This is a genomic window from Chitinophaga agri (assembly GCF_010093065.1).
GTDB classification, from domain to species: domain Bacteria; phylum Bacteroidota; class Bacteroidia; order Chitinophagales; family Chitinophagaceae; genus Chitinophaga; species Chitinophaga agri.
In genome coordinates this window covers 3102021-3124702 of record NZ_CP048113.1, presented here as the reverse complement: position 1 = coordinate 3124702, position 22682 = coordinate 3102021, and the positions used below count along the sequence as shown (strand labels likewise).

Annotated in this window: 16 protein-coding genes; 11 read left to right on the top strand and 5 right to left on the bottom strand. The window is 47.1% G+C overall.

The features are described 5' to 3' along the window. Nucleotides 1–52: 52 nt before the first annotated feature. Nucleotides 53–3529, top strand: a complete 3477-nt coding sequence (locus GWR21_RS12300) for a TonB-dependent receptor (protein WP_162332044.1) — start codon at nt 53–55, stop codon at nt 3527–3529. Between the two features lie 14 nt (nt 3530–3543). Beyond that, complete coding sequence (locus GWR21_RS12295) at nt 3544–5010, top strand: RagB/SusD family nutrient uptake outer membrane protein (protein WP_162332043.1); 1467 nt, start codon at nt 3544–3546, stop codon at nt 5008–5010. 101 nt (nt 5011–5111) lie between these two features. Here GWR21_RS12295 and GWR21_RS12290 read toward each other — a convergent pair whose 3' ends face one another. The 4 genes from GWR21_RS12290 to GWR21_RS12275 are packed head-to-tail and all read right to left on the bottom strand — an operon-like array spanning nt 5112 to nt 9575. Next, nucleotides 5112–5873: a copper homeostasis protein CutC gene (locus tag GWR21_RS12290; protein ID WP_162332042.1), complete on the bottom strand. Its 762-nt coding sequence runs from the start codon at nt 5871–5873 to the stop codon at nt 5112–5114. Between the two features lie 3 nt (nt 5874–5876). After that, nucleotides 5877–6929, bottom strand: coding sequence for a N(4)-(beta-N-acetylglucosaminyl)-L-asparaginase (locus tag GWR21_RS12285; protein WP_162332041.1), 1053 nt, complete (start codon nt 6927–6929; stop codon nt 5877–5879). Nucleotides 6930–6967: 38 nt separating this feature from the next. After that, on the bottom strand, nt 6968–7933 hold the full coding sequence (locus GWR21_RS12280; protein WP_162332040.1) for an ROK family protein: 966 nt from the start codon (nt 7931–7933) through the stop codon (nt 6968–6970). After that, entirely contained in the window at nt 7905–9575 is a 1671-nt protein-coding gene (locus GWR21_RS12275; RefSeq protein WP_162332039.1) for an MFS transporter, read from the bottom strand. Before GWR21_RS12275 ends, GWR21_RS12280 begins: the two co-directional genes overlap by 29 nt. A gap of 334 nt (nt 9576–9909) precedes the next feature. Here GWR21_RS12275 and GWR21_RS12270 point away from each other — a divergent pair, with 334 nt between their 5' ends. After that, nucleotides 9910–11229: a sugar MFS transporter gene (locus GWR21_RS12270; protein WP_162332038.1), complete on the top strand. Its 1320-nt coding sequence runs from the start codon at nt 9910–9912 to the stop codon at nt 11227–11229. 69 nt (nt 11230–11298) lie between these two features. Here GWR21_RS12270 and GWR21_RS12265 read toward each other — a convergent pair whose 3' ends face one another. Next, on the bottom strand, nt 11299–12693 hold the full coding sequence (locus GWR21_RS12265; RefSeq protein WP_162332037.1) for a Gfo/Idh/MocA family protein: 1395 nt from the start codon (nt 12691–12693) through the stop codon (nt 11299–11301). A 321-nt stretch (nt 12694–13014) separates the two neighbouring features. Here GWR21_RS12265 and GWR21_RS12260 point away from each other — a divergent pair, with 321 nt between their 5' ends. From GWR21_RS12260 to GWR21_RS12225, 8 genes are all read left to right on the top strand, one after another. Next, complete coding sequence (locus tag GWR21_RS12260; RefSeq protein ID WP_162332036.1) at nt 13015–15096, top strand: alpha-L-fucosidase; 2082 nt, start codon at nt 13015–13017, stop codon at nt 15094–15096. 456 nt (nt 15097–15552) lie between these two features. After that, nucleotides 15553–16365, top strand: a complete 813-nt coding sequence (locus tag GWR21_RS12255; protein WP_238430324.1) for a GNAT family N-acetyltransferase — start codon at nt 15553–15555, stop codon at nt 16363–16365. Nucleotides 16366–16434: 69 nt separating this feature from the next. After that, nucleotides 16435–17634, top strand: coding sequence for an argininosuccinate synthase (locus tag GWR21_RS12250; protein WP_162332035.1), 1200 nt, complete (start codon nt 16435–16437; stop codon nt 17632–17634). Between the two features lie 23 nt (nt 17635–17657). Further along, entirely contained in the window at nt 17658–18641 is a 984-nt protein-coding gene (gene argC / locus GWR21_RS12245; RefSeq protein ID WP_162332034.1) for an N-acetyl-gamma-glutamyl-phosphate reductase, read from the top strand. 67 nt (nt 18642–18708) lie between these two features. Continuing rightward, nucleotides 18709–19839: an aspartate aminotransferase family protein gene (locus GWR21_RS12240; RefSeq protein ID WP_162332033.1), complete on the top strand. Its 1131-nt coding sequence runs from the start codon at nt 18709–18711 to the stop codon at nt 19837–19839. Between the two features lie 28 nt (nt 19840–19867). Then, complete coding sequence (locus GWR21_RS12235) at nt 19868–20827, top strand: N-acetylornithine carbamoyltransferase (RefSeq protein WP_162332032.1); 960 nt, start codon at nt 19868–19870, stop codon at nt 20825–20827. Continuing rightward, nucleotides 20824–21612, top strand: coding sequence for an acetylglutamate kinase (gene argB, locus GWR21_RS12230; protein ID WP_162332031.1), 789 nt, complete (start codon nt 20824–20826; stop codon nt 21610–21612). The genes GWR21_RS12235 and argB overlap by 4 nt, the downstream gene beginning before the upstream one ends. Before the next feature lie 4 nt (nt 21613–21616). After that, nucleotides 21617–22681, top strand: coding sequence for a M20 family metallo-hydrolase (locus GWR21_RS12225; protein WP_162332030.1), 1065 nt, complete (start codon nt 21617–21619; stop codon nt 22679–22681). Nucleotide 22682 lies beyond the last annotated feature (1 nt).

Below are 22682 nucleotides of genomic sequence, written 5' to 3'. Positions count from 1 at the left end.
TTGGCGATGAGACCTGCCCATGCATTTTATTGACCTTAAACAACCTAAAAGTATGGAAAAAACCAGACTTAATCTGCTTCTTTTACCTAAACCAAAGTCTTTCCTAAAAGCGATTCTATTGATGAAACTGGCCTTTTTGCTGACACTCGTGACCTGCATGCAGGTGTCTGCCAGTGTATTCTCACAGAAAAGGTTCACACTGGACCTGGAAGATGTAAAGCTGGCTAAATTGCTGAAGATCATTGAAAAGCAAAGCGATTACCGCTTTGTGTATAGCAATGATATGATCGCTGCTGACACCAAGGTGACGGTAAGTGTAACAGATAAGACTGTAGAACAGGTACTGGCACTGGCGCTTAACAGCACCGGTCTTACCTTTCGTGTAATGTCTGATAAACTGGTAGGTATCGCTCCTAAAAGTGAAGCGATGGCCGATATCAATGTACAAGGTCGTGTCACTGATCCTTCAGGTACGCCACTCGTAGGCGTAAGTGTACGTGTGGCAAAAACCAATACTGGTACCGTTACCGATATGAAAGGGGAGTATACCCTGCTGGCGCCTTCCAATGGCACCCTGGTATTCAGTTACGTAGGGCATATCGATCAGGAAGTGCCTGTTAATGGCCGTACTTCTGTGAACGTTACCCTGCAGGTAGATACCAAAGGTCTGAATGAAGTGGTAGTCATCGCATACGGTACTGCCAATCGTAAAACCTTCACCGGTTCCCTCACTCAAATCGACGCAAAGGCATTACAGACCCGCCCTATCTCCAACGTGTTCAATGCACTGGAAGGTGCAGCTCCTGGTATACAGGTGAACTCCGGTAGTGGTCAGCCTGGTTCCGGACCCAGCATCCGTATCCGTGGTGTGGGTTCTATCAACGCTTCCAATGATCCATTATATGTCGTGGATGGTGTGCCTTACGAAGGTAACATCTCCTCACTGAGCACAGACGATATCGAAAGTATGTCGCTGCTGAAAGATGCATCTGCTTCTGCTTTATATGGTGCACGTGCGGCAAATGGCGTAGTGATCATCACTACTAAGAAAGGTAAACGTGGTAGTAACCACATACAGGTAAGAGCAATGCAGGGTGTGACCTCCCGCGCTATTCCTGAATACGACCGTGTAGATGCATTCCAGTACTATCCGCTGATGTGGGAGTCTTACAGGAATACCTTGTTCACCGGTAGCACTACCTTGGAAGCAGCTAACCAGACAGCTACAAACGCTATTAAAAATCGCCTGGGATATAATCCGTTCAATGTAGCAAATAATGATATCGTGCGTACCGATGGTACCATGAACCCTAATGCACAACTACTGTATGCCGATGATCTGGATTGGACAAAAGCGATCGAGCGTACCGGCAGCCGTGGCGATTATGGTGTCAGCTTCAATGGTGGTTCTGATAAAAGTGATTACTTCATTTCCCTGGGTTATCTGAAAGAAAAAGGATTCGTTACCAAGTCTGATTTCGAAAGGATCAACGGCCGTATCAATGTGAATGCTAATCCGCTGTCATGGTTTAAAACAGGTCTGAATGTGAATGGTACATTCACTAAATCAAACCAGGCAAATACTGTTGATAACAGCTCCGCTTATATCAATCCGTTCAACTTCACCAGGAACATGGGTCCTATCTATCCGATCCATGCGCACGATGCTACAACCGGCGCGCTGGTGCTGGACAGAAACGGCCAAACCATTTATGACCTGGGTGATGGCTCCCTGGGCGGTCAGGTAGCCAGACCAGCAGGCGCAAATGCTGGCCGTCATATTATCCAGGAAACAGAACTGAATGACAACAGCTTCCGACGTAACGCAATGTCTGCAAGAACATTCGGTGAAGTGAAATTCCTGCGTGATTTCAGATTCACTACTAACCTGGGTGTGGACGTAACCAATGACCTGGTAGGTACTTTCGATAATACAACTGTGGGTGATGGTGCGCCTGCCGGTCGTGCAAGCCGTACCAACCGTATCACAACAGGTTTCACCTTTAACCAGTTGCTGAATTACAACCGCTCTTTCGGTCAGCATAATGTAGACGTGTTGTTAGGTCATGAGAACTTTGACCGTACCTACAACTACTTCTATGGTGCAAGAAATACCGTGATCGTGGATGGTGCTTCTACTGAACTGGACAACTTCACTACTACCAGTTCCCTGAGTTCACGTACAGATAAATACCGTACAGAAGGTTACTTCTCCCGTGTTACCTATAACTACGATCAGAAATACTTTGCTGCTGCTTCCGTACGTCGTGACGCATCCAGCCGCTTCTCCAATCCATGGGGCACATTCTGGTCTGTAGGTGCTGGGTGGAGCCTGAATAATGAAAACTTTATGAGGGACATCAGCTGGATCGACCTGTTGAAAGTACGTTCTTCTTATGGTACAGTGGGTAATGATGCCTTGCTGGATGAAAACAGTAACGCTATTTATTATGCGTGGCAGGCGCTCTACGACCCGTATGCGAATGCAAATGAACCCGGTGTATTACAACGTTCTATTCCAAGCAATCTGACCTGGGAACAGAACAGGACTTTTGATGTGGGCGTGGATTTCTCCTTCCTGAAAGAAAGAGTATCCGGTAGTGTTGAATATTTCTACCGTGAATCTTCTAACCTGCTGTTCCGTGTACCTACACCGTTGTCCAGTGGGCTGAAGTTTGAAAGCAGGAATATCGGTACCATGTGGAACAGGGGTTTTGAACTTCAGGTAGGTGTGGATGTGGTGCGTAACAAGGATTTCAAATGGAATGTGAATCTGAATGCGACTACTTACAAGAACCAGATCAGCGAGCAACCACAAAAAGAGATCATATCTGGTACTAAAAAACTGATGGTAGGTAAGTCACAGTACGACTACTGGCTGAGAGAGTACCTGGGTGTTGATCCGGAAGATGGTGCACCACTTTACAGAGCTCAGAACACGACCATCAATCCTAACAACAGAAATACCCGCGTCACCAAGAATGGCGATACTGCTACGATCCTGGTGAGCAACGCCCGTTATCACTACGCGGGGTCTTCTATTCCTGATGTATATGGCGGTATTACCAATACCTTCAACTATAAGAACTTTGAGTTGTCTTTCGTGGTGAGCTACCAGATTGGCGGTAAAGTATACGACCAGACTTATATGGGTCTGATGCACGGTGGTACTTACGGTTCGGCGCTGCACGTGGACGCATTGAACCGCTGGCAGAAAGCGGGTGATGAAACCAATGTGCCGAAAATGCACTTCAGCAATGTTACCAATATCAATGCCGGTACTTCTGACCGCTGGTTAACAAGCGCCTCTTTTATCAACCTGAGAAGAGTTAGTCTCGGCTATACGCTGCCCAAAGCATGGACATCTGCTATGCGTATTGCGAGCGCTAACATTTTTGCAAGCGGTGAAAACCTGTACCTGAAAACAGCGCGTAAAGGTATGAACGTGACACAGGCATTCTCTGGTGTGACTACTAACATGTATTCACCAGCACGCGTAGTGACAGTAGGTATTAATGTTGGACTCTAAAAACTCAAAGAAAGATGACTAAGAAAATATTATCTATACTCATAGTTATACCGGTATTAATTTTCAGTTCCTGTAGCAAGGACTATCTTGAAACTAATCCGACTGACGCATATCCTTCCGGTTCTGTATTCAGCAATATCGCGGGTGCATGGTCTGCCATCAATGGTATTCACCGTTCCCTGTATATCCAGTACGATAGCCAGGACCAGGGTGGACAGGGTAGCATCATGATCAACAATGACATGCTGGGCGATGATCTGGTAATGACCGCTGCTGGTAACGGTTGGTTTAACTCCCAGTATCAATGGGTGACCCATCGTACTACATCAGCTGGATTCCTGAAATACACTTACTATTTCTACTACAAGATCATTGCCAATGCAAATATGATCATCACCAATATCGATAATGTAGACGGTGATCCTGCTGAAAAGAAGATCATCAAGGGACAGGCGCTGGCATATCGTTCCTGGGCTTACTGGAACCTGGTGCAGATGTACGGTAAACGTTTTGATGCGACAGGTAATAACAGTCAGCTGGGCGTACCGCTTGTACTGACCAATACAGTAGAACCGTTACCAAGAGCGACCGTAGCACAGGTATACACACAGATCAATCACGATATCGACTCTGCTGTGGTGAATCTCGCGGGTTATAACGGCGATAACAGATCACATATCAGCGTACAGGTAGCAAAAGGCATCAAGGCACGTATTGCTTTAACTCAGCAGGATTGGGCGACTGCCGAAAAATATGCAGCAGAAGCCAGAGCAGGTGTATCACTGATGTCGAATGCGGATTACCTGAAAGGATTCAATGATTATAATAATGCGGAGTGGATCTGGGGTAGTCATCACATAGCTGAGCAGACAACCTATTTCTATTCATTCTACGCATTTATGTCTGCGAACTACAACTCTTCTAACATCAGGACCAATCCTAAAGCGATCAACTCCGTGATCTATGAGAAAATGGGCCCGGCAGATGTACGCAGACAGGTATTCAGCCCGGATGGAACCAATGTACCTGTACCTTCCGGCGGTATTACAGCACCTTATATCAACAAGAAATTCCTGGTGGCCACCTCTGGTAGCAACGGGGACGTACCGTTGATGCGTGCGGCTGAAATGTACCTGATAGAAGCCGAAGCAAAAGTGCGTCAGAACGATAATGCAGGTGCAGCAGATGTATTGTATACTTTAATGGTGAACCGTGATCCGAACTACGTGAAGAGCACGAATACCGGTGAGGCACTGCTGGAGGAGATCCTGGTAAACCGCCGTATAGAGCTGTGGGGAGAAGGTTTCCGTTTCTATGACCTGAAACGTATGAACCAGGCACTTGACAGGAGAGGCGCGAACCATTCGCCTACACTGACGAATAATCTGATGCAGGTACCTGCAGGGGATATCCGCTGGGAGTTCCTGTTTCCGCAGGATGAGATCAATGCAAATGGTAACATTCAGCAGAACGATCTGTAATAATAAGCACAGCAAATCTAAACCGATACGAAAAAGGGCGTCCGCTATCCAGCAGACGCCCCTTTTTGCTTTATTCAGTAAGGTAAATAAGCAGGGACCTGTTAGTTGCCGGCAGCTTCATTGGCCAGGGCCAGTATCTTTTTCACTTCGTTCACCTGTGTCTTGGAGATGCCATATTCCGGTACACCGGGAATGCCACCCATACTGACGTTTGGATTACGGTATACCATGCCGCTTTCCTCATACGCTTTGGCAGTAGTATGGAACTCCGTTGCGCCGGTTTCTTTTACGAGTTCGGCAATGTTGTGGGCACGTACACCAGATCCTACGAGGATAGCAATACGTCCCGCGGTCTTTTCTACCAGTGTTTTCAGTAAGGGGATACCTTCCGTTGCCGTATTGCGCTGACCAGAGGTCAGGATGCGCTCGCAGCCGGTTTCTATGATATCTTCCAGTGCCTGTAAAGGATCGTCCGTCATATCAAAAGCGCGGTGAAAAGTAACGCCCATTGGCCAGGCCAGATCGACCAGTGCTTTAGTACGTACCTTGTCTACTTTACCATCGGCAGTGAGCAGGCCAATAACCACGCCGTTACAACCGAGGGACTTACACAGTTTGATATCTTTCTGCATGGTCTCAAATTCGAGGTCATCGTACAGAAAGTCTCCGCCACGTGGACGGATGATCGGATAGAGATCAATCTTTACTTTTTCACGGGCCATGGCGATCGTGCCGTAGCTGGGGGTGGTACCACCTTCCAGCAGGTTATCGCACAATTCAATACGCTGAGCGCCACCTTCTTCTGCTGCAATGCAGGAAGCGACAGAGCCAGCGCATATTTCAAGCGTGATCTTTCTGTTCATCTGTTAGAAATAATGCTTACCATCAATCAGGACGTTGTTTTCCTTTTCAGACAGCACAGCGTAGTTAAATCCTTTCTGCAGGCAGTATGCACCATGCTCCCCTTTTTTGTTGATAGCGAGGAAGCCTACCTGTAATCCTTTCGCTCTTTCCCTGTTCTTTTTAACAATACGGGTAACTGCTTCTTTACACGCTTCGTGTGGAGAATAACCCTGACGCATCAGTTCCACCACCAGGAAGCTCCCCACTACGCGGATCACTTCTTCACCTACACCTGTAGAGGTAGCAGCGCCTACTTCGTTATCCACATACAAACCTGCACCAATGATAGGAGAGTCTCCTACGCGGCCATGCAGTTTGTAAGCCATACCACTGGTGGTACAGGCGCCGGACAGGTTGCCATTGGCATCCAGGGCTACCATACCGATCGTGTCATGGTTGTATTGGTTTCCGGGCAGCCGGAGCGGGCTGAAAGTGGTCGCTTTCTCAGGACCATAGGAATTGTTCTCTATGTTCATGATAGGCTTGTATTCGGATGTTTTCAGCCATTCGCGCCAGGCCTTTTCTGATTCCGGTGTCAGCAGGTTTTCTTTTTTGAAACCCTGAGACAGGGCAAATTGCAGCGCGCCGTCACCTACCAGCATGACGTGAGGGGTTTTTTCCATCACAGCACGGGCGACGGAGATAGGGTGTACGATATGTTCCAGCGCAGCCACGGAACCACAGTTTCCCAGTTCATCCATAATGCAGGCATCCAGGGTTACACGGCCGTCACGGTCGGGATATCCGCTGTATCCTACGGTATGGTTGTTCGGGTCTGCTTCCGGTACTTTTACGCCGGCTTCCACCGCATCAAGTGCACGTCCGCCTTTTTTGAGCACGTCCCAGGCAGCTTCGTTAGCTGCACGACCGAAATCCCAGGTGGACACCACGATAGGCTTTGTCACCTTACCTTTTTTAGCGGCAGTTGCCGCCTTTGCTTCGGATGACATACCATCCAAAGATAAAGCAGCGGCACTAAGGGCCGCTGCTTTTAAGAAATGTCTGCGATCTTGCATAAATCTTTATTTATGATACCGGAAAACCGGTTGAAAGTTTAATCTTTCATTTCCCACGCAAGTGCGCTCGCGCCGAGAATGGCAGCATCGCTTTCTTTCAGCTCGGAGAATACCAGCTTCACCTTATTCTGGAAGATAGGCAGCAGGTTTTTCTCCATATGCTCGCGTACAGGCTTCATGATCATGTCACCTGCTTTTGTCAGACCGCCGAACAGGATGATCGCTTCAGGGCTGGAGAACATTACGAAGTTGGCCAGGGCCTCACCCAGTATTTTACCGGTGAATTCGTATACTTCTACTGCCAGCGGATCGCCTTTCATTGCAGCTTCATATATTACTTTCGAATTGATCTCCTCTTTCGGATGATCACGCAGGATGCTCTTTGTATCAGGGCGTTCAGCCAGGAATTCCAGGGCAGTGTTGGTTACACCGGTTGCAGAAGCATATGCTTCCAGGGAACCATGTGCACCAGTACCAGGATGATACCTGCCACCAGGAATAACGATGCAGTGACCCAGTTCACCGGCAAAGCCGTCATGACCATAGATCAGCTGACCATTGGCTACGATACCACTACCTACACCAGTACCCAGTGTAATAACGATAAAATCTCTCATGCTTCTTGCAGCACCGTACTGGAATTCACCCAGCGCAGCGGCGTTCGCATCGTTGGTAAGAATAGCCGGCACACCGAATTTCTCACTGAGCAGTTTCGCCAAGGGCACTACGCCTTTCCATCTCAGGTTTGGAGCGTACTCAATGTTACCAGTATAGAAGTTGCCATTAGGCGCACCCACACCGATACCTCTGATATTCTGGATACCTCCTACCTGTTCTATTAATACGGACAAATTGCTATGCAACTCATCCAGGAAGCCATGAACGTCTTCATGTTGATTAGTTAGCATACGTCCATCACACAGAATATTACCTCTGCGATCTACTATGCCAAACTTTGTATTGGTTCCTCCAATATCAATGCCCACCGCTAATTGCTGACTCATAATCTATTCCCTGTGATTTTAATATGTTTTTAACTCTGAATGCAAAAAAGGCCAGGTATGCAAAGCATACAACCGGAATAATGTAAGAATAATGGATACCGATAGATGGGATATCTGCGAGACCGCCCTGAACAGGAGGTACCAGAGAGCCACCCAGGATCATCAGTACCAGGAAGGAAGAACCCTGACTGGTATATTTACCCAGACCAGCAATAGCCAGCGCGAAGATACAGGACCACATTACAGAGCAGAACAAACCGCCTGCGATGAATGCGAAGATGGATGTTTCACCAGTGGTGAACAGACCAACTACCATGGCCATGATACCAAGTAATGCGAATATCATCAGGGTTTTAGCTGGTTTGTCCTGACCGGCAAAGAAGCCGATGATCTGTACAACCAGTACACCTGCGTAAGGATACAGCACGCTAACGTCAGTACCTTTCAGGTGATTCGCTCCCAGTACGACGCCGTATGCAATGAACGGTACAATTACAGAGAGGACCTGACGGGCAGTTTTCGATACGTTGAATACAGTGATGGCACCTGTCCAGCGACCCACCATCATACTACCCCAGAACAGGGAAACGTATGGGTCGATCTGCGATTCTGACAAACCTTCCAGTGTCAGGAAGCCCGGATGTTTCAGCAGGGCGCCCATGTTACTGGCGATAGTCACTTCCACACCCACATACACGAAGATCGCGATCATACCCATGATCAGCTGAGGATATCTCATTGCACCCCAGCCATTTCCGTCTTTACGGGCACTGTTCAGAGAGTAGAACAGAATAGCCAGGATACCTACGATACCTACCAGGAAGAAAGGCAGACCGAGGTCAGTCGCTTCGTCAACACCAATAGAAGTTTTAATAGCATTAAGAACAATACCCACCATAATCAGGATGAACATGCCGGTGATCGCACCCAGGGATTTACTCGCACGGGGAGATTGTTCAAATGGCTCATCAGAAGTGCCTTTAGGCATTTTAGAGAACCAGAAGATAGCAGCTGCAACCAGGAACAATACGATCAACAGGATGTAGAGCGCATTGATCTTGCTGATGTCAGTGTCAGCAGACACGGAAGCATCTTTTGCAGAACCAAAGAGAAGGATACTTACAACCAGTGGTCCGATAGTCGTACCAAAGGAGTTGATACCACCCGCCAGGTTCAGGCGGTGGGTACCTTTAGCCGGATCGCCTAACAGAATGGCAAAGGGATTAGCAGCAGTTTGCTGCAGGGAAAAGCCCAGCGCAACGATAAAGAAAGCACCCAGAATAAGATAAAAAGCGGCAGTTTCGTCAGCCATCTTGTTGCCAATGTTCACTGCGGCAATTAACGCGATTGCGCCTACTACAGAGATGAGCAGGCCATAAATAATCCCTTTCTGGTAACCGATCTTGTTTAAGATGTCTACGCCCCGTATTGCTGAGAAGAGATACAGCAGCAGCGAGCCGATGAAGTAAGCGCCATAGAAAGAGAAATCAATTAACTGTGATTCCAGCTGTCCAAGGTGGAAATGCGCTTTACAAAAGGGAATGAATATGCTGTTTGAGGCAGCAACGAATCCCCAGAAAAAAAATACAAGTATCAGTACAAAGAAAGATGGATGTGTACTTTGCTTTGTTTGTTGAGCCATAAACGTGTTAAATTACTGTAATTTTTGCGCGTTAAATTTATAATTTATTTTTCGACAATTCCTAAATTTTCAAAATAAATGTGCCTATTTTCCTGAAGCAAAAACGTTTTAGCTAATATGTTGTAAAATTTCTATTCTTTTTTAATAGAAGTTGATTAAACCCCTGAAAGGGAGTTGGAAAAGTGTACTATTTAAGCCATTTAAGATCGTAAATTAACTTTAATCTATCCCGGACCGCCATTTGGTCGCATTTAACTATGAAATGCGGAAATTGTTGGTTAAGTTCGCAAGGATCAATCAGAATCATTTAATAATTTATAAAAACAGGGTAACAATGTCTAACACCGCAACAACGCTTGCTGCGCCTCCTAAACAGGCCGGTTTTGTGCAATCACTCATGATTTTGGGGATACTGTATTTTATGCTGGGCTTTATTACGTGGGTGAATGCAACACTGATCCCGTTCCTGCAGATTTCCTGCCAGCTTTCTATTGCAGAAGCACTGTTGGTGACATTTGCTTCTTACCTGGGTTATTTCTTCCTCGCCATCCCTTCCTCCTTCATTATCAAGAAGACCGGTTTTAAAAACGGTATGGCATACAGCCTTGTCATCATGGCTGCTGGCTGCCTTGTATTCATTCCGGCTGCCAATACCCGCAGCTTCGGTATGTTCCTGACCGGTCTGTTCATACAGGGGGCGGGAATGTCACTGTTGCAGACTGCCTCCAATCCCTATGTAAGCATCATCGGACCAATAGAGAGTGCTGCCAAACGTATCAGCATAATGGGTATCTGTAACAAGATAGCCGGTACAATAAGCCCGCTGATCCTGGCTTCCATTATCTTAAAAGATGCGACAAAACTGGAGGCCCAGATCCAGACGGCTACTGACCTGGTGGAAAAGAATGGTCTGCTGGACAGCCTCGCTTCCAGAGTTATTCTTCCCTATATTATCCTTGCAGTGATTTGTGTGGTAGTGGCCGTAGCCATCAGCCGTTCCTCCCTGCCTGAAATAGAAACGGAAAACAAAACCGTGGATGCTGAAGGAAAGACAGTGACCGACAGCAGAACCAGCATTTTCCAGTATCCATATGTGCTACTGGGTGCTCTCTGTATATTCATGTATGTGGGTGTTGAAGTAATGGCCGGTGATGTGATCGGTACTTATGGCAGGGAATTAGGTATGAACCTCGACCAGACCAAATATTTCACCACATTTACGCTTGCTGCCATGCTGGTAGGATATGTAGTAGGGATCATCGCGATCCCGAAATACCTGTCTCAGTCTATGAGCTTACGTATCTGCGCCATACTTGGTGTACTGTTTACAGTTTGTGCATATCTGACTACCGGCTACACCGCTGTAACCTTTATCGCCCTGCTCGGATTGGCTAACTCACTGATGTGGCCTGCTATCTTCCCTTTGGGTATCGAGAAACTGGGCAGGTTCACCAAGTTGGGTTCCGCCTTCCTGGTAATGGGCATCGTTGGTGGTGGCGTATTGCCACAGATCTTCTCCCGCCTGTACAATCCTGAGAGCTTCATCTATGTGGAAGGACTGGACTTCAGACACGCTTTTGTGTACTGTATGGTACCATGTTATCTGTACATTCTATATTATGCACTGGCAGGGCATAAAGTAGGTAAAAGATAATAACTGATTAATTATAGAAAAGGCCCCGCTACTGGCGGGGCCTTTTTATTTAATACTGGTCTTCCGGCGCTAATACTGGTCGTCCAGTGCAAAGATCGGTTTCCGGTTCATCCACTGCCCACGCGTGAAGTCAGGTATATACTGCACATTCCCGCCTTCGGCTACTGACTGTTCACTGAGTGGTGTGATCGCATACCAGGTAGCCAGGTCATACACATCCAGTGCATATGGGGCGCCTCTTTTCACACTTTCAATGAATGAATTGATCACAAACCAGTCCATTCCTCCATGTCCGGCGCCGGCAGCACTGCTGGTATAACGTTTCCACAGCGGATGGTCATATTTGCCCATGTAGCTCGCCGGATCTTTTTCGCTACCGGCTTTCTCCCACTGGTCATACGGACTTTTGCCTTCCACATAGATTGAATCGAAATCGTCCATCCATAATCCATTCGTACCCTGCACTCGGAAATTGAGTGAGTAGGGACGCGGAGAGTTGGTATCGTGCGACAGCATAATGGTCTCTCCGTTATTGGTGCGGATCAGGGTAGATACAATATCCCCTAACTTAAATTCTACCTTGGCATTAGGATGGTTTTCACCACCATTATCCACAACATACTTATGTAATCCTCTGGCTTTGGTGGCAACCGATGTCAGTGACAGCAAACGATTTCCTCTGTTGATGTTGATCATATTTGCCACAGGGCCTAAGCCATGGGTAGGATAGAGGTCGCCGTTACGATGTACACTGTGATTGGTCCTCCATTTGGCCTCTGACATCGCTTTCTCGCCAAATTCTACCCCTCCTCCGTATAACTGTTTGCCATCATTGAACTTTACCTTCCGCAGGTCGTGCTGATAACCTCCCTGCAGGTGCGTCAGTTCGCCGAAAAGCCCCTGCCGCACCATGTTCAGCACGGCCATTACATCCCGGCGGTAACATACGTTTTCCATACCAAAGACAGGGATGTTGGTATCTTCACTTGTATTAACAAGGTTCCAGCATTCCTGGATGTCAGAAGCGCCACATACCTCTACAGCAGGCGTTTTGCCTGCTTTCATGGCCGCTACTGCCTGTATGGTGTGCCATTCCCACGGAGTAGCTATGATGACTGCATCCATGTCATCACGCCTGAGCATATTGTGGAAATCTTCTGGTCCGTTACTGTATTCTGCCACTTTCTTTTTGGCGCCGTAAGCCTTGCTGATCAGGTCCCGTGATTTCGGAATAGCCCACTGTGTATCCGGATCACAGATAGCGACCACGTCTACGTCAGTCCGTTGCAGGCATAGCTCAAGATGCCCCTGTCCACGTGCACCGACGCCTATCAGTCCTATTCTTACTTTTTCTTTTCGTGTGGCGGCGAAGAGTTGGGCAGGCGTATTAAGGAGGGTTAATCCCACACCTGCGGCCACAGTGGTTTTGAGAAAGTTTCTCCTGTGAAATTGCTGCTTTTTCATGCGTTGTTTGGTTTTAGCTCTTGCTAAAAGAAGACTGCTGGTGTATGGATGCTGGTGACTAAAAATAGAAAAATTGCGTAATAGTTGTTGCCAGCGTTAATAAAATAGTTGTAAGTTCTGTTTTATTTTGCCTTTCCCTGCATCAATTTTATCATGGTGTAGGCGATACGCTTTTTTAAACACTATTTTAGTTCGACGTTGTGGAAAACGTGAGAGAACAGGTCTTATTAGAGAACAGGTCATAAGAATTTAATAACAGGTCTTATATAACTGATTGTGTCCGGAAACCCATCCGTTGATGCAAGCGGTCAAACATTTTAGATGAGAAAGTTTCTATTAACGGCAGGACTTTGCTGCTCCCTTGCCTCTGCTCATGCACAGGACATCGCTCCTTATGGTGCGCTGCCATCCCAGGCCCAGCTTGACTGGCAGGATATGGAATACTACATGTTTATCCACCTGGGACCCAATACATTTACTGATAATGAATGGGGACATGGTGATGAGGACCCAAAGGTCTTCAATCCTTCTCAGCTGGATGCCCGCCAATGGGCACGTACTGCGAAGCAGGCCGGTATGAAGGCAATCATCATCACTGCCAAACACCACGACGGTTTCTGTCTGTGGCCAAGTAAATACAGCACACATACGGTAAGGGAAAGCTCCTGGAAAGATGGGAAGGGAGATGTGTTGAAAGAGCTGTCAGCCGCCTGTAAGGAATATGGTCTGAAGTTCGGGGTATACCTTTCTCCATGGGACCGTAACCACCCGGCTTACGGTACGCCCGAATACAATCAGGTTTTCGCCAATACATTAAATGAAGTACTGAGCAGCTACGGCCCGGTATTCGAACAGTGGTTTGATGGTGCGAACGGAGAAGGTCCGAACGGTAAAAAGCCGGTATACGACTGGCCGCTTTTCCACAATACGGTATATAAAAACCAGCCGAACGCGGTTATCTTCAGTGATGTCGGGCCGGGTTGCCGCTGGGTAGGTAATGAAGACGGTATCGCAGGAACTACCAACTGGGCTACGCTGAATGTAACCGGGTTTACGCCTGGCAAAGGCGCACCAGCGCAGTCTGTACTGAATGAGGGTAATATGAACGGTGAGAAATGGATACCGTCAGAATGTGACGTGTCTATCCGCCCGGGATGGTTTTATAGTCCTTCTACCAATGATAAGGTGAAGAGCGTACAGCAATTACTTGATATCTACTACGGCTCTGTTGGCCGTAATGGTAATATGCTGCTGAATGTACCGGTAGACAGGAGGGGACTGATCTACAGCGCTGATTCTACTCGTCTGATGGAGTTCAGGAAGATGGTAGACGCCAGCTTTAGGGTGAACCTGGCAAAGGGGGCGAAAGTAACAGCTACCGAAACGCGTAAGAACAACGCAAAAGTAAATGCAAAGTTCCTGGTTGACGGTAAAAAAGACACGTACTGGGCAACACCTGATAATGTGCTGAAAGGTACCATCACACTGACCTTCCCGAAAGCGACCACCTTCAATCGTCTGGTATTGCAGGAGTACATCGCACTGGGCCAGCGTGTGAAGGGTTTCAGTGTGGAAGTGCTGGAAAAAGGTGTGTTCAGGGAAATTGCGACTGCGACTACTGTCGGACATAAACGTATCCTCTCATTCCCTGATGTGACCACTACACAGGTACGGATCAATATACAGGACGCGCTGTCTTGTCCGGTGATCAGCGAAGTGCAGGTCTACAGGGCGCCGGGATTACTGGCCGTGCCGATGATCCAGCGTAATAAGAATGGCGAGGTAAGCATTACCTGCGCGTCAGCTGATCCTGAGCTGCACTATACCCTGGATGGGAAGGAACCTACCTTTAAATCTCCGAAATATACCGGCTTCATTTCCCTGCCGAAAGGCGGAGTGGTGAAAGCGAAGGCTTTCCTGGAGAAAGGAAAAGTAGCCAGCACCACAGTAACAGCAGCCTTCGACGTAGCGCCGGCCAAATGGAAAGTGATCTATACTGATGGACAGGCAGACGGCGCGGATCCGGACAGAGCGATCGATGGTAACCCGAACTCCTTCTGGATGACCAACTATCAGCCGGATGCTTCAAAATATCCGCATGAGATTCAGGTGGATATGCAGGATACACTGGTATTGAAAGGGTTCACTTATACACCCAGACACCAGACGGTACGTTCCGGTACCATATATACTTATGAGTTCTATATCAGTCAGGATGGGGAGAACTGGGGACAACCGGTCGCACATGGAAACTTCGCAAACATCGCTAACAATCCTGTTATACAGACAATTAAATTCAACACACCGGTGAAAGGCCGTTTCTTCAGGTTGGTGGCGATCGCCCCTGCCAATGAGAACGAACACTGGGCCAGTGTGGCAGAGCTGGGAGTGATCACTAAATGATTAAACTATTGATTCTCAGTGTGTCCCCGCCAATGTGGCGGGGACATCTGTTTTATATGAATATAAATAATCTATGTTGGCCCATAATTTGCAACTACCTACCTGATAATTTAACTTTCAGTCTTGAATTTTTTGGCCGTTAAGAAAAAATAATATTATAACTTTGCGGTTGATTTAAATTAAAGACTGTTTTTAACAATTTAATGCTGAACTGAAGTTGGTAAACTTTGCGGCCCATAACCTTTCTGCATATCATCCTTCTCTGATGGAAGGAGAGTACTCTATTGGGTTCAACGTCTTTAGATATCTTTCCCGACGACCTCGTATTTGATAGCGTCCGCTTATACAATGCCCGCTATCGCAACACCGTGACCACTACAGTCATAGAAGGTGTATTCCTATCCAGTAATGGATTTCAGATAATAATTTATTGATTTACGTTTTCAATTGACAAAATTGGAAAATCCGAATATCATTGTCAGGGTGGCTACCACTGACGATAAGCATTATGGCAAAACCATCACAGATGAGATGGAAGCTTCCGCTAAAGCGCGTGGAACAGGTATTGCCAAACGTTCTCCCGAATATGTTCAGCTGAAAATGGAGGAGGGTAAGGCTGTTATTGCAGTAACAGATAAAGGTGAATGGGTAGGCTTCTGCTATATCGAAGCCTGGGGACATGAGAAATTTGTGGCCAACTCAGGACTTATCGTAAACCCTGCATTCAGAGGACATGGTGTGGCAAAAGCGATCAAACATCGTGTATTTGAACTGTCCAGACAGAAATACCCTGACGCAAAAATATTTGGTCTCACTACCGGTCTTGCGGTAATGAAGATCAACTCGGAACTCGGTTATGAGCCGGTTACCTATTCTGAACTTACAGATGATGAAGAGTTCTGGAAAGGTTGCCGTAGCTGTATTAACTTTGAGGTCCTGACAAGCAAGAACCGTAAGAACTGTCTGTGTACTGCCATGCTCTACGATCCGGTGGAAAAAGCAAAAGAAGAGGCGGAAAAGGAAGCACTGAAAAAAGCTGCCTTGCACATTCAGACGGATGCAACAGCTGCTCATCCGCAAATACTGGTGGCTGCTGACGGGCAGATCAAACACCAGAAGAAAGCCAGAAAATTCAAAGAGAACTTTAAGCTGTTCGAAAGATGGCTCCGTTTCAAAAGATTCGTATTGCTGAAAAGTGGTAAGGATGGCATCAGCGGAGGCGGCGCACCGTCCAGCAGAAAGCGTTTCTTTTTGTTCAATATATTTTAAGAGATCATTTTTTTATTATAACGCGTCACCCATACGGTAGTGTGGTGGAGGAGCACAATCTTATCATTAATGAAAAAAGTAGTACTTGGATTTAGCGGAGGACTCGATACTTCCTATTGCGTAAAATACCTGACAGATGACAAAGGGTATGAAGTGCATTCAGTAATCGTTAATACCGGTGGTTTTTCTGCGGAAGAACTGCAGGAAATTGAACGACGTGCATATAGTCTGGGAGTAAAGAGCCACAAAACGGTAGATGCAATACGCTCTTATTATGATAGTGCGATCAAATACCTGGTATTTGGTAATGTGCTCAAGAACAACACCTACCCACTGAGTGTAAGTGCAGAGCGTGTTACACAGGCACTGGCTATTGCACAACACGTAAAGGAACTGGGCGCTGACGCTGTTGCGCATGGTAGCACCGGTGCTGGTAATGACCAGGTACGTTTCGACATGATCTTTCACATCATGATCCCGGGTGTTGAGATCATCACTCCGATCCGTGATCTGAAACTCAGCCGTGAAGAGGAGATCTCTTATCTGAAAGGTAAGGGCGTGGAAATGAACTTCGAGAAAGCTGCTTATTCTATCAATAAAGGTATCTGGGGTACATCTGTAGGCGGTAAAGAAACACTGACCTCCGATGGCTTCCTGCCTGAAGAAGCATGGCCTACACAACTGACCAAAGAGGGGGCTGAAAAAGTATCCTTACAGTTTGTGAAAGGTGAACTGACCGGCGTGAACGGTAAAACGTTCGCTCATCCGTCAGAAGCCATTCAGCACCTGCAGGAACTGGCTGGTCCTTACGCTATCGGCCGCGACATCCACGTAGGCGATACCATCATCGGTATCAAAGGCCGCGTTGGGTTCGAGGCAGCCGCGCCTGTAATTATCATCAAAGCACACCACGCACTGGAAAAACACGTACTCACCAAATGGCAGCTGACCTGGAAAGATCAGTTATCCCAGTTCTACGGTAACTGGCTGCATGAAGGTCAGGTAATGGACCCGGTAATGCGCGACATCGAAGCATTCCTGCAACACAGCCAGGAACACGTCACAGGCGAAGTATATCTTACTTTACAGCCTTACCGTTTCCAGGTAACTGGTATCAAATCTGAATTTGATCTGATGAGCAGCAAATTCGGTAAGTACGGCGAAATGAACAGTGGCTGGAGTGGTGAAGATGTAAGAGGCTTCAGCAAAATATTTGGTAACCAGACGATGATCTGGCATCAGATTGCAGAAAGTGTCAAGGGCAAATAGCCGGCGGCGTAAAACAGATGAAAATGGCAAATGACAAGAAAATAAAAGCTGGTATTATTGGTGGCGCTGGTTATGGCGGTGGAGAAATGATCCGTCTTTTATTGAATCATCCCAACGTAGAAATTACTTATGTCAATAGCCGGAGTAACGCCGGTAATCCCCTGTACGCAGTGCATTCCGACCTGCTGGGGGAAACTGAAATGACCTTCACCGGAGAGGTGAGCAGCGACATTGATGTGCTGTTCCTCTGCCTGGGTCATGGAGAAGCAAAGAAATTTCTGGAAGTAACAGATATCGCTCCTGCTGTGAAGATCATCGACCTGAGCCAGGACTTCAGGTTAGGTGAAACAGTGAAAGACCGCGAGTTTGTATACGGTCTTCCGGAAATGCAACGCGAACAGATCATTACAGCAAATAATATTGCCAACCCGGGCTGTTTTGCAACAGGTATCCAGTTAGGATTGTTGCCACTGGCTAAAGCCGGGTTGCTGACTGAAGTACATACAACAGGTATCACCGGTTCTACCGGTGCAGGACAGAGCCTCCAGGCTACTTCCCATTTTACCTGGAGAGCCAATAACATCTCTACGTATAAAGTACTGTCTCATCAGCACCTGAAAGAAATACGACGAAGCCTGCAGCTGTTGCAGCCTTCCTTTACCGGAGACGTTAACTTCGTACCGGTTCGCGGTGACTTCCCCAGAGGTATCTGGGTCACTTCTTATCTGCAGAGCGACTTGTCGCTGGAAGAAGCGCAGCAGCTGTACAAAGCCTATTATGCAGCACATCCGTTCACGCACGTAAGTGATAAACAGATAGATCTGAAACAGGTGGTGAACACAAACAAAGTGTTGATCCAGCTGGAAAAAGTGGGTAACAAACTGGTGATCCACTCCATTGAGGATAATCTGTTGAAAGGTGCATCAGGTCAGGCGGTTCAGAATATGAACCTTATGTTTGGATTTGATGAAACTGCAGGTTTAAGGCTGAAGTCTATCGTATTTTAACTATGCCGGCCAGTGCCAATTTTTTTACAATCCTCCCGCTTCAAACGGGAAAACAATCTGAGCTACCATGCAATTATTCGACGTATATCCCATCAATGACATCACAATAGAAAGGGCTGCCGGTTCCAATGTATGGGACGATAAAGGCAACCAGTACCTGGACCTTTATGGCGGTCATGCCGTTATCTCCATCGGTCATACACACCCGCATTACGTAAAGAGATTAACTGATCAGTTAAGTAAAGTAGGGTTCTATTCCAACTCTATCAAAATACCATTGCAACAGCAACTGGCAGAAAAACTGGGTAAGATCTCCGGTAAGGAAGATTACCAGCTGTTCCTTTGTAATTCCGGTGCTGAAGCAAATGAAAACGCGCTGAAACTGGCCTCTTTCCACAACGGTAAGAAGAAGATCATTGCGTTTAAAAAGTCGTTCCACGGCAGAACGTCACTGGCTGTAGCTGCGACCGATAATCCAAAGATCGTGGCGCCTGTGAATGAAACTGATAACGTGGTATTCCTGCCATGGCAGGATGAAGCCGCACTGGAAGCCGCATTTAAACAATATGAAGTATCTTCTGTTATCATCGAAGGTATTCAGGGCGTAGGCGGTATCCAGGTTGCCAGTGAATCTTTCCTGCAAAAGATCAGAAGTCTGTGTGATGCACATAACGCTGTATTTATTGCAGATAGCGTACAGTGTGGTTATGGCAGAAGCGGTAAATTCTACTCTCATGATTTTGCTGGTGTAAATGCTGACATCTACACAATGGCAAAAGGTATGGGTAACGGCTTCCCGATCGGTGCTATCATCATCGCGCCGCATATCCAGGCTTCTTACGGTCTGCTGGGCACAACCTTCGGTGGTAACCACCTGGCCTGCGCTGCTGCACTCTCCGTGCTGGAAGTGATCGAGCAGGATGATCTGATCGCAAATGCAGCTAAAGTAGGCGGATACCTGATCGAACAGCTGAAACAATTCCCACAGGTAAAAGAAGTAAGAGGCAGAGGCCTGATGATCGGTATCGAGTTGCCGGAGTCGCTGAACCATGTGAGAAAAGAATTGTTGTTTAAGCACAGGATCTTTACCGGTGAAGCGAAGCCGAACGTGATCAGACTGCTGCCTTCCCTGGCACTGACCATGGAACATGCAGATCAGTTCCTGACTGCGTTCAAACAGGAAGTAGAGAAAAACTAAATAAATCATCATCAGAGCCATACTAAAAATGAAACAATTTATTTCCGTAGATGATGTTCCAAGTGTCCCGCGTTTAGTGGATATCGCACTGGACTACAAAAAACAGCCTTTCAAAGACAGAACTTTAGGTGAGAACAAAACACTGGGTATGATATTCCTGAACCCCAGTCTGCGAACACGTCTGAGTACGCAGGTGGCGGCGAAGAACCTGGGAATGGAAGTGGTAGTATTTAACATAGACAAGGAAGGCTGGCAGCTGGAAATGAATGATGGCGCTATCATGAACGGAAATACATCGGAACACGTGAAAGAAGCTGCAGCTGTAATGGGGCAGTACTTCGATATCATGGCGATCCGTACATTCCCGGGCCTGAAAGATAAAGAATCTGATTACAAGGAGAAATATATCAATCAGTTCATTAAGTATGCAGGTGTGCCTGTTGTAAGCCTCGAAAGCGCTACGCTACACCCTTTGCAGAGCTTAACGGATGTGATCACCATTAAGGAGCAATGGCAGCAGCCCCGCAGACCGAAAGTGGTAATGACCTGGGCGCCGCACGTAAAACCGCTGCCACAGGCTGTTCCAAACTCTTTCGCTCAGTGGATCAATGGCTGGGGTGAAGCTGACTTTGTGATCACCCATCCCGAAGGATATGAGCTGGACCCGAAATTCACCGGTAATGCACAGATCGAATACGATCAGGATAAAGCACTGGAAGGTGCTGACTTCGTATACGTGAAGAACTGGTCTTCCTATAAAGATTATGGCAAGATCACCTGCACGGATAGCAGCTGGATGGTAACCAATGATAAACTGAAAGGCACTAATGCTGCTAAAATTATGCACTGCCTGCCTGTAAGAAGGAACGTGGTAATTGCAGATGAGGTACTGGACGGCCCTAATGCTATCGTGATCCCGGAAGCGGCCAACCGCGTATGGGCAGCGCAGGCTGTATTAAGCGAGATATTAAAAGGTAATATCGTATGATCGATCTGTTCGTAATAAAAGTAGGCGGAAACGTCATCGATAATCCTACCTTACTGGAAGCGTTCCTGCAAAAGTTCGCTGCTATAAAGGGAAAGAAGATACTCATCCATGGGGGTGGCAAAATAGCCACCCGCATGGGCGATCAGTTAGGTATAGCATCAAGGTATGTGAACGGCCGCCGCATCACCGATGCTGCTACGATTGACGTAGTGACAATGGTGTACGGAGGATTAGTGAACAAACAGCTGGTTGCTAAGCTGCAGGCGAATGGATGTAACGCGATCGGTCTCACCGGTGCAGATGCCAATATTATTCCTGCAGTGAAACGCCCTGTGAAAGAAATAGACTTCGGATTTGTAGGAGATGTGACCACTGACAGCGTACAGGCTGCACCGCTGCAAGCATTGCTGGAAGCTGGTATGACGCCGGTATTCGCGCCGCTTACACACGACGGTAAGGGACAGATCCTGAATACCAATGCAGATACTATCGCTTCTTCTCTCGCCATCGCTTTGTCTCAACACTACAGTGTAAGACTGATCTATTGTTTCGAAAAGAAAGGTGTATTGCATGATGCAAATGATGATAATGCAGTCATCAATCTGATAGACCGTCAGATCTACGAAGAATTAAAAGCTGATAACGTACTGACAGACGGAATCCTGCCTAAACTGGAAAATGCTTTCGCAGCTATTGAAAGTGGTGTGGCAGAAGTGCTGATAGGTCACGCTGATGACGTACAGAGCAACACCACAGACACAGTAGCGGGTACCTTAATACGCTAAACCTATGTGGAACCAACGACTGTATGATGATGCAGTAACATTATTGAAAGGGCTGATCTCCATTCCTTCTATTAGCAGGGAAGAACAGGGGACAGCTCAACTGATCGGTGAATTTTTGAAAGAAAGGAATATTCCTTTCCAGCAGCACCTGAATAACATATGGGCAAAGAATAAACACTATGATCCTGCAAAGCCCGTAATTGTTTTTAATTCTCATCACGATACTGTAAAGCCTAACCCGCAATACACACGCGACCCCTTTTCCCCTGATGTTGTTGATGGTAAATTGTACGGCCTTGGCAGCAATGACGCCGGCGGATGCCTGGTAAGTCTTATTGCTACCTTCCTGCATTTCTATGAGCGTAACGATATGGCTTATAACATCATCCTCACAGCAACAGCAGAAGAAGAGATCAGTGGCCGGAATGGTGTTGAAAGCATTCTTGGAGAATTGCCGGCTATTGAATTCGCTATTGTGGGAGAGCCGACACAAACGCAACTGGCTACTGCCGAAAAAGGGCTGATGGTACTGGATTGTACCGTGCACGGTAAGGCAGGACACGCCGCCCGTGATGAAGGGGAAAACGCTTTCTATAAAGCAATGCCTGACCTGGAATGGTTCCGTACCTACCGTTTTCCGAAAGTATCTGATACGCTGGGACCCGTTAAAATGAGTGTGACAGTGATCAATACTTCCAATAAAGCACATAACGTTGTACCGGCTGATTGTACCTTTGTGGTCGATGTACGTGTGACCGAACAATATACGCTGGAAGAAGTGCTCGAGATCATCCGTGCCAATGTACAATGCGAGGTAACGCCACGTTCAATGCGTATGCGTCCTTCCGGTATCCCGGCAGATCATCCGTTTGTACAGGCTGGCCTGCGTCATGGCAAAACAACTTATGGCTCGCCGACCACTTCCGATCAGGCACTGATACCAGGAACTTCCATCAAGATGGGACCCGGTGATTCCGCCCGTTCGCATACGGCAGACGAATACATTTACCTCGACGAAATTCGTCAGGGTATAGACAGTTATATTACTTTACTCGAAGAAATCCTGTAGA

Bases quoted from the DNA above. Each gene is read 5' to 3' on its own strand.
- GWR21_RS12300 (WP_162332044.1), top strand. From the start codon at position 53: ATGGAAAAAACCAGACTTAATCTGCTTCTTTTACCTAAACCAAAGTCT.
- GWR21_RS12295 (WP_162332043.1), top strand. From the start codon at position 3,544: ATGACTAAGAAAATATTATCTATACTCATAGTTATACCGGTATTAATT.
- GWR21_RS12290 (WP_162332042.1), bottom strand. From the start codon at position 5,873: ATGAACAGAAAGATCACGCTTGAAATATGCGCTGGCTCTGTCGCTTCC.
- GWR21_RS12285 (WP_162332041.1), bottom strand. From the start codon at position 6,929: ATGCAAGATCGCAGACATTTCTTAAAAGCAGCGGCCCTTAGTGCCGCT.
- GWR21_RS12280 (WP_162332040.1), bottom strand. From the start codon at position 7,933: ATGAGTCAGCAATTAGCGGTGGGCATTGATATTGGAGGAACCAATACA.
- GWR21_RS12275 (WP_162332039.1), bottom strand. From the start codon at position 9,575: ATGGCTCAACAAACAAAGCAAAGTACACATCCATCTTTCTTTGTACTG.
- GWR21_RS12270 (WP_162332038.1), top strand. From the start codon at position 9,910: ATGTCTAACACCGCAACAACGCTTGCTGCGCCTCCTAAACAGGCCGGT.
- GWR21_RS12265 (WP_162332037.1), bottom strand. From the start codon at position 12,693: ATGAAAAAGCAGCAATTTCACAGGAGAAACTTTCTCAAAACCACTGTG.
- GWR21_RS12260 (WP_162332036.1), top strand. From the start codon at position 13,015: ATGAGAAAGTTTCTATTAACGGCAGGACTTTGCTGCTCCCTTGCCTCT.
- GWR21_RS12250 (WP_162332035.1), top strand. From the start codon at position 16,435: ATGAAAAAAGTAGTACTTGGATTTAGCGGAGGACTCGATACTTCCTAT.
- argC (WP_162332034.1), top strand. From the start codon at position 17,658: ATGGCAAATGACAAGAAAATAAAAGCTGGTATTATTGGTGGCGCTGGT.
- GWR21_RS12240 (WP_162332033.1), top strand. From the start codon at position 18,709: ATGCAATTATTCGACGTATATCCCATCAATGACATCACAATAGAAAGG.
- GWR21_RS12235 (WP_162332032.1), top strand. From the start codon at position 19,868: ATGAAACAATTTATTTCCGTAGATGATGTTCCAAGTGTCCCGCGTTTA.
- argB (WP_162332031.1), top strand. From the start codon at position 20,824: ATGATCGATCTGTTCGTAATAAAAGTAGGCGGAAACGTCATCGATAAT.
- GWR21_RS12225 (WP_162332030.1), top strand. From the start codon at position 21,617: ATGTGGAACCAACGACTGTATGATGATGCAGTAACATTATTGAAAGGG.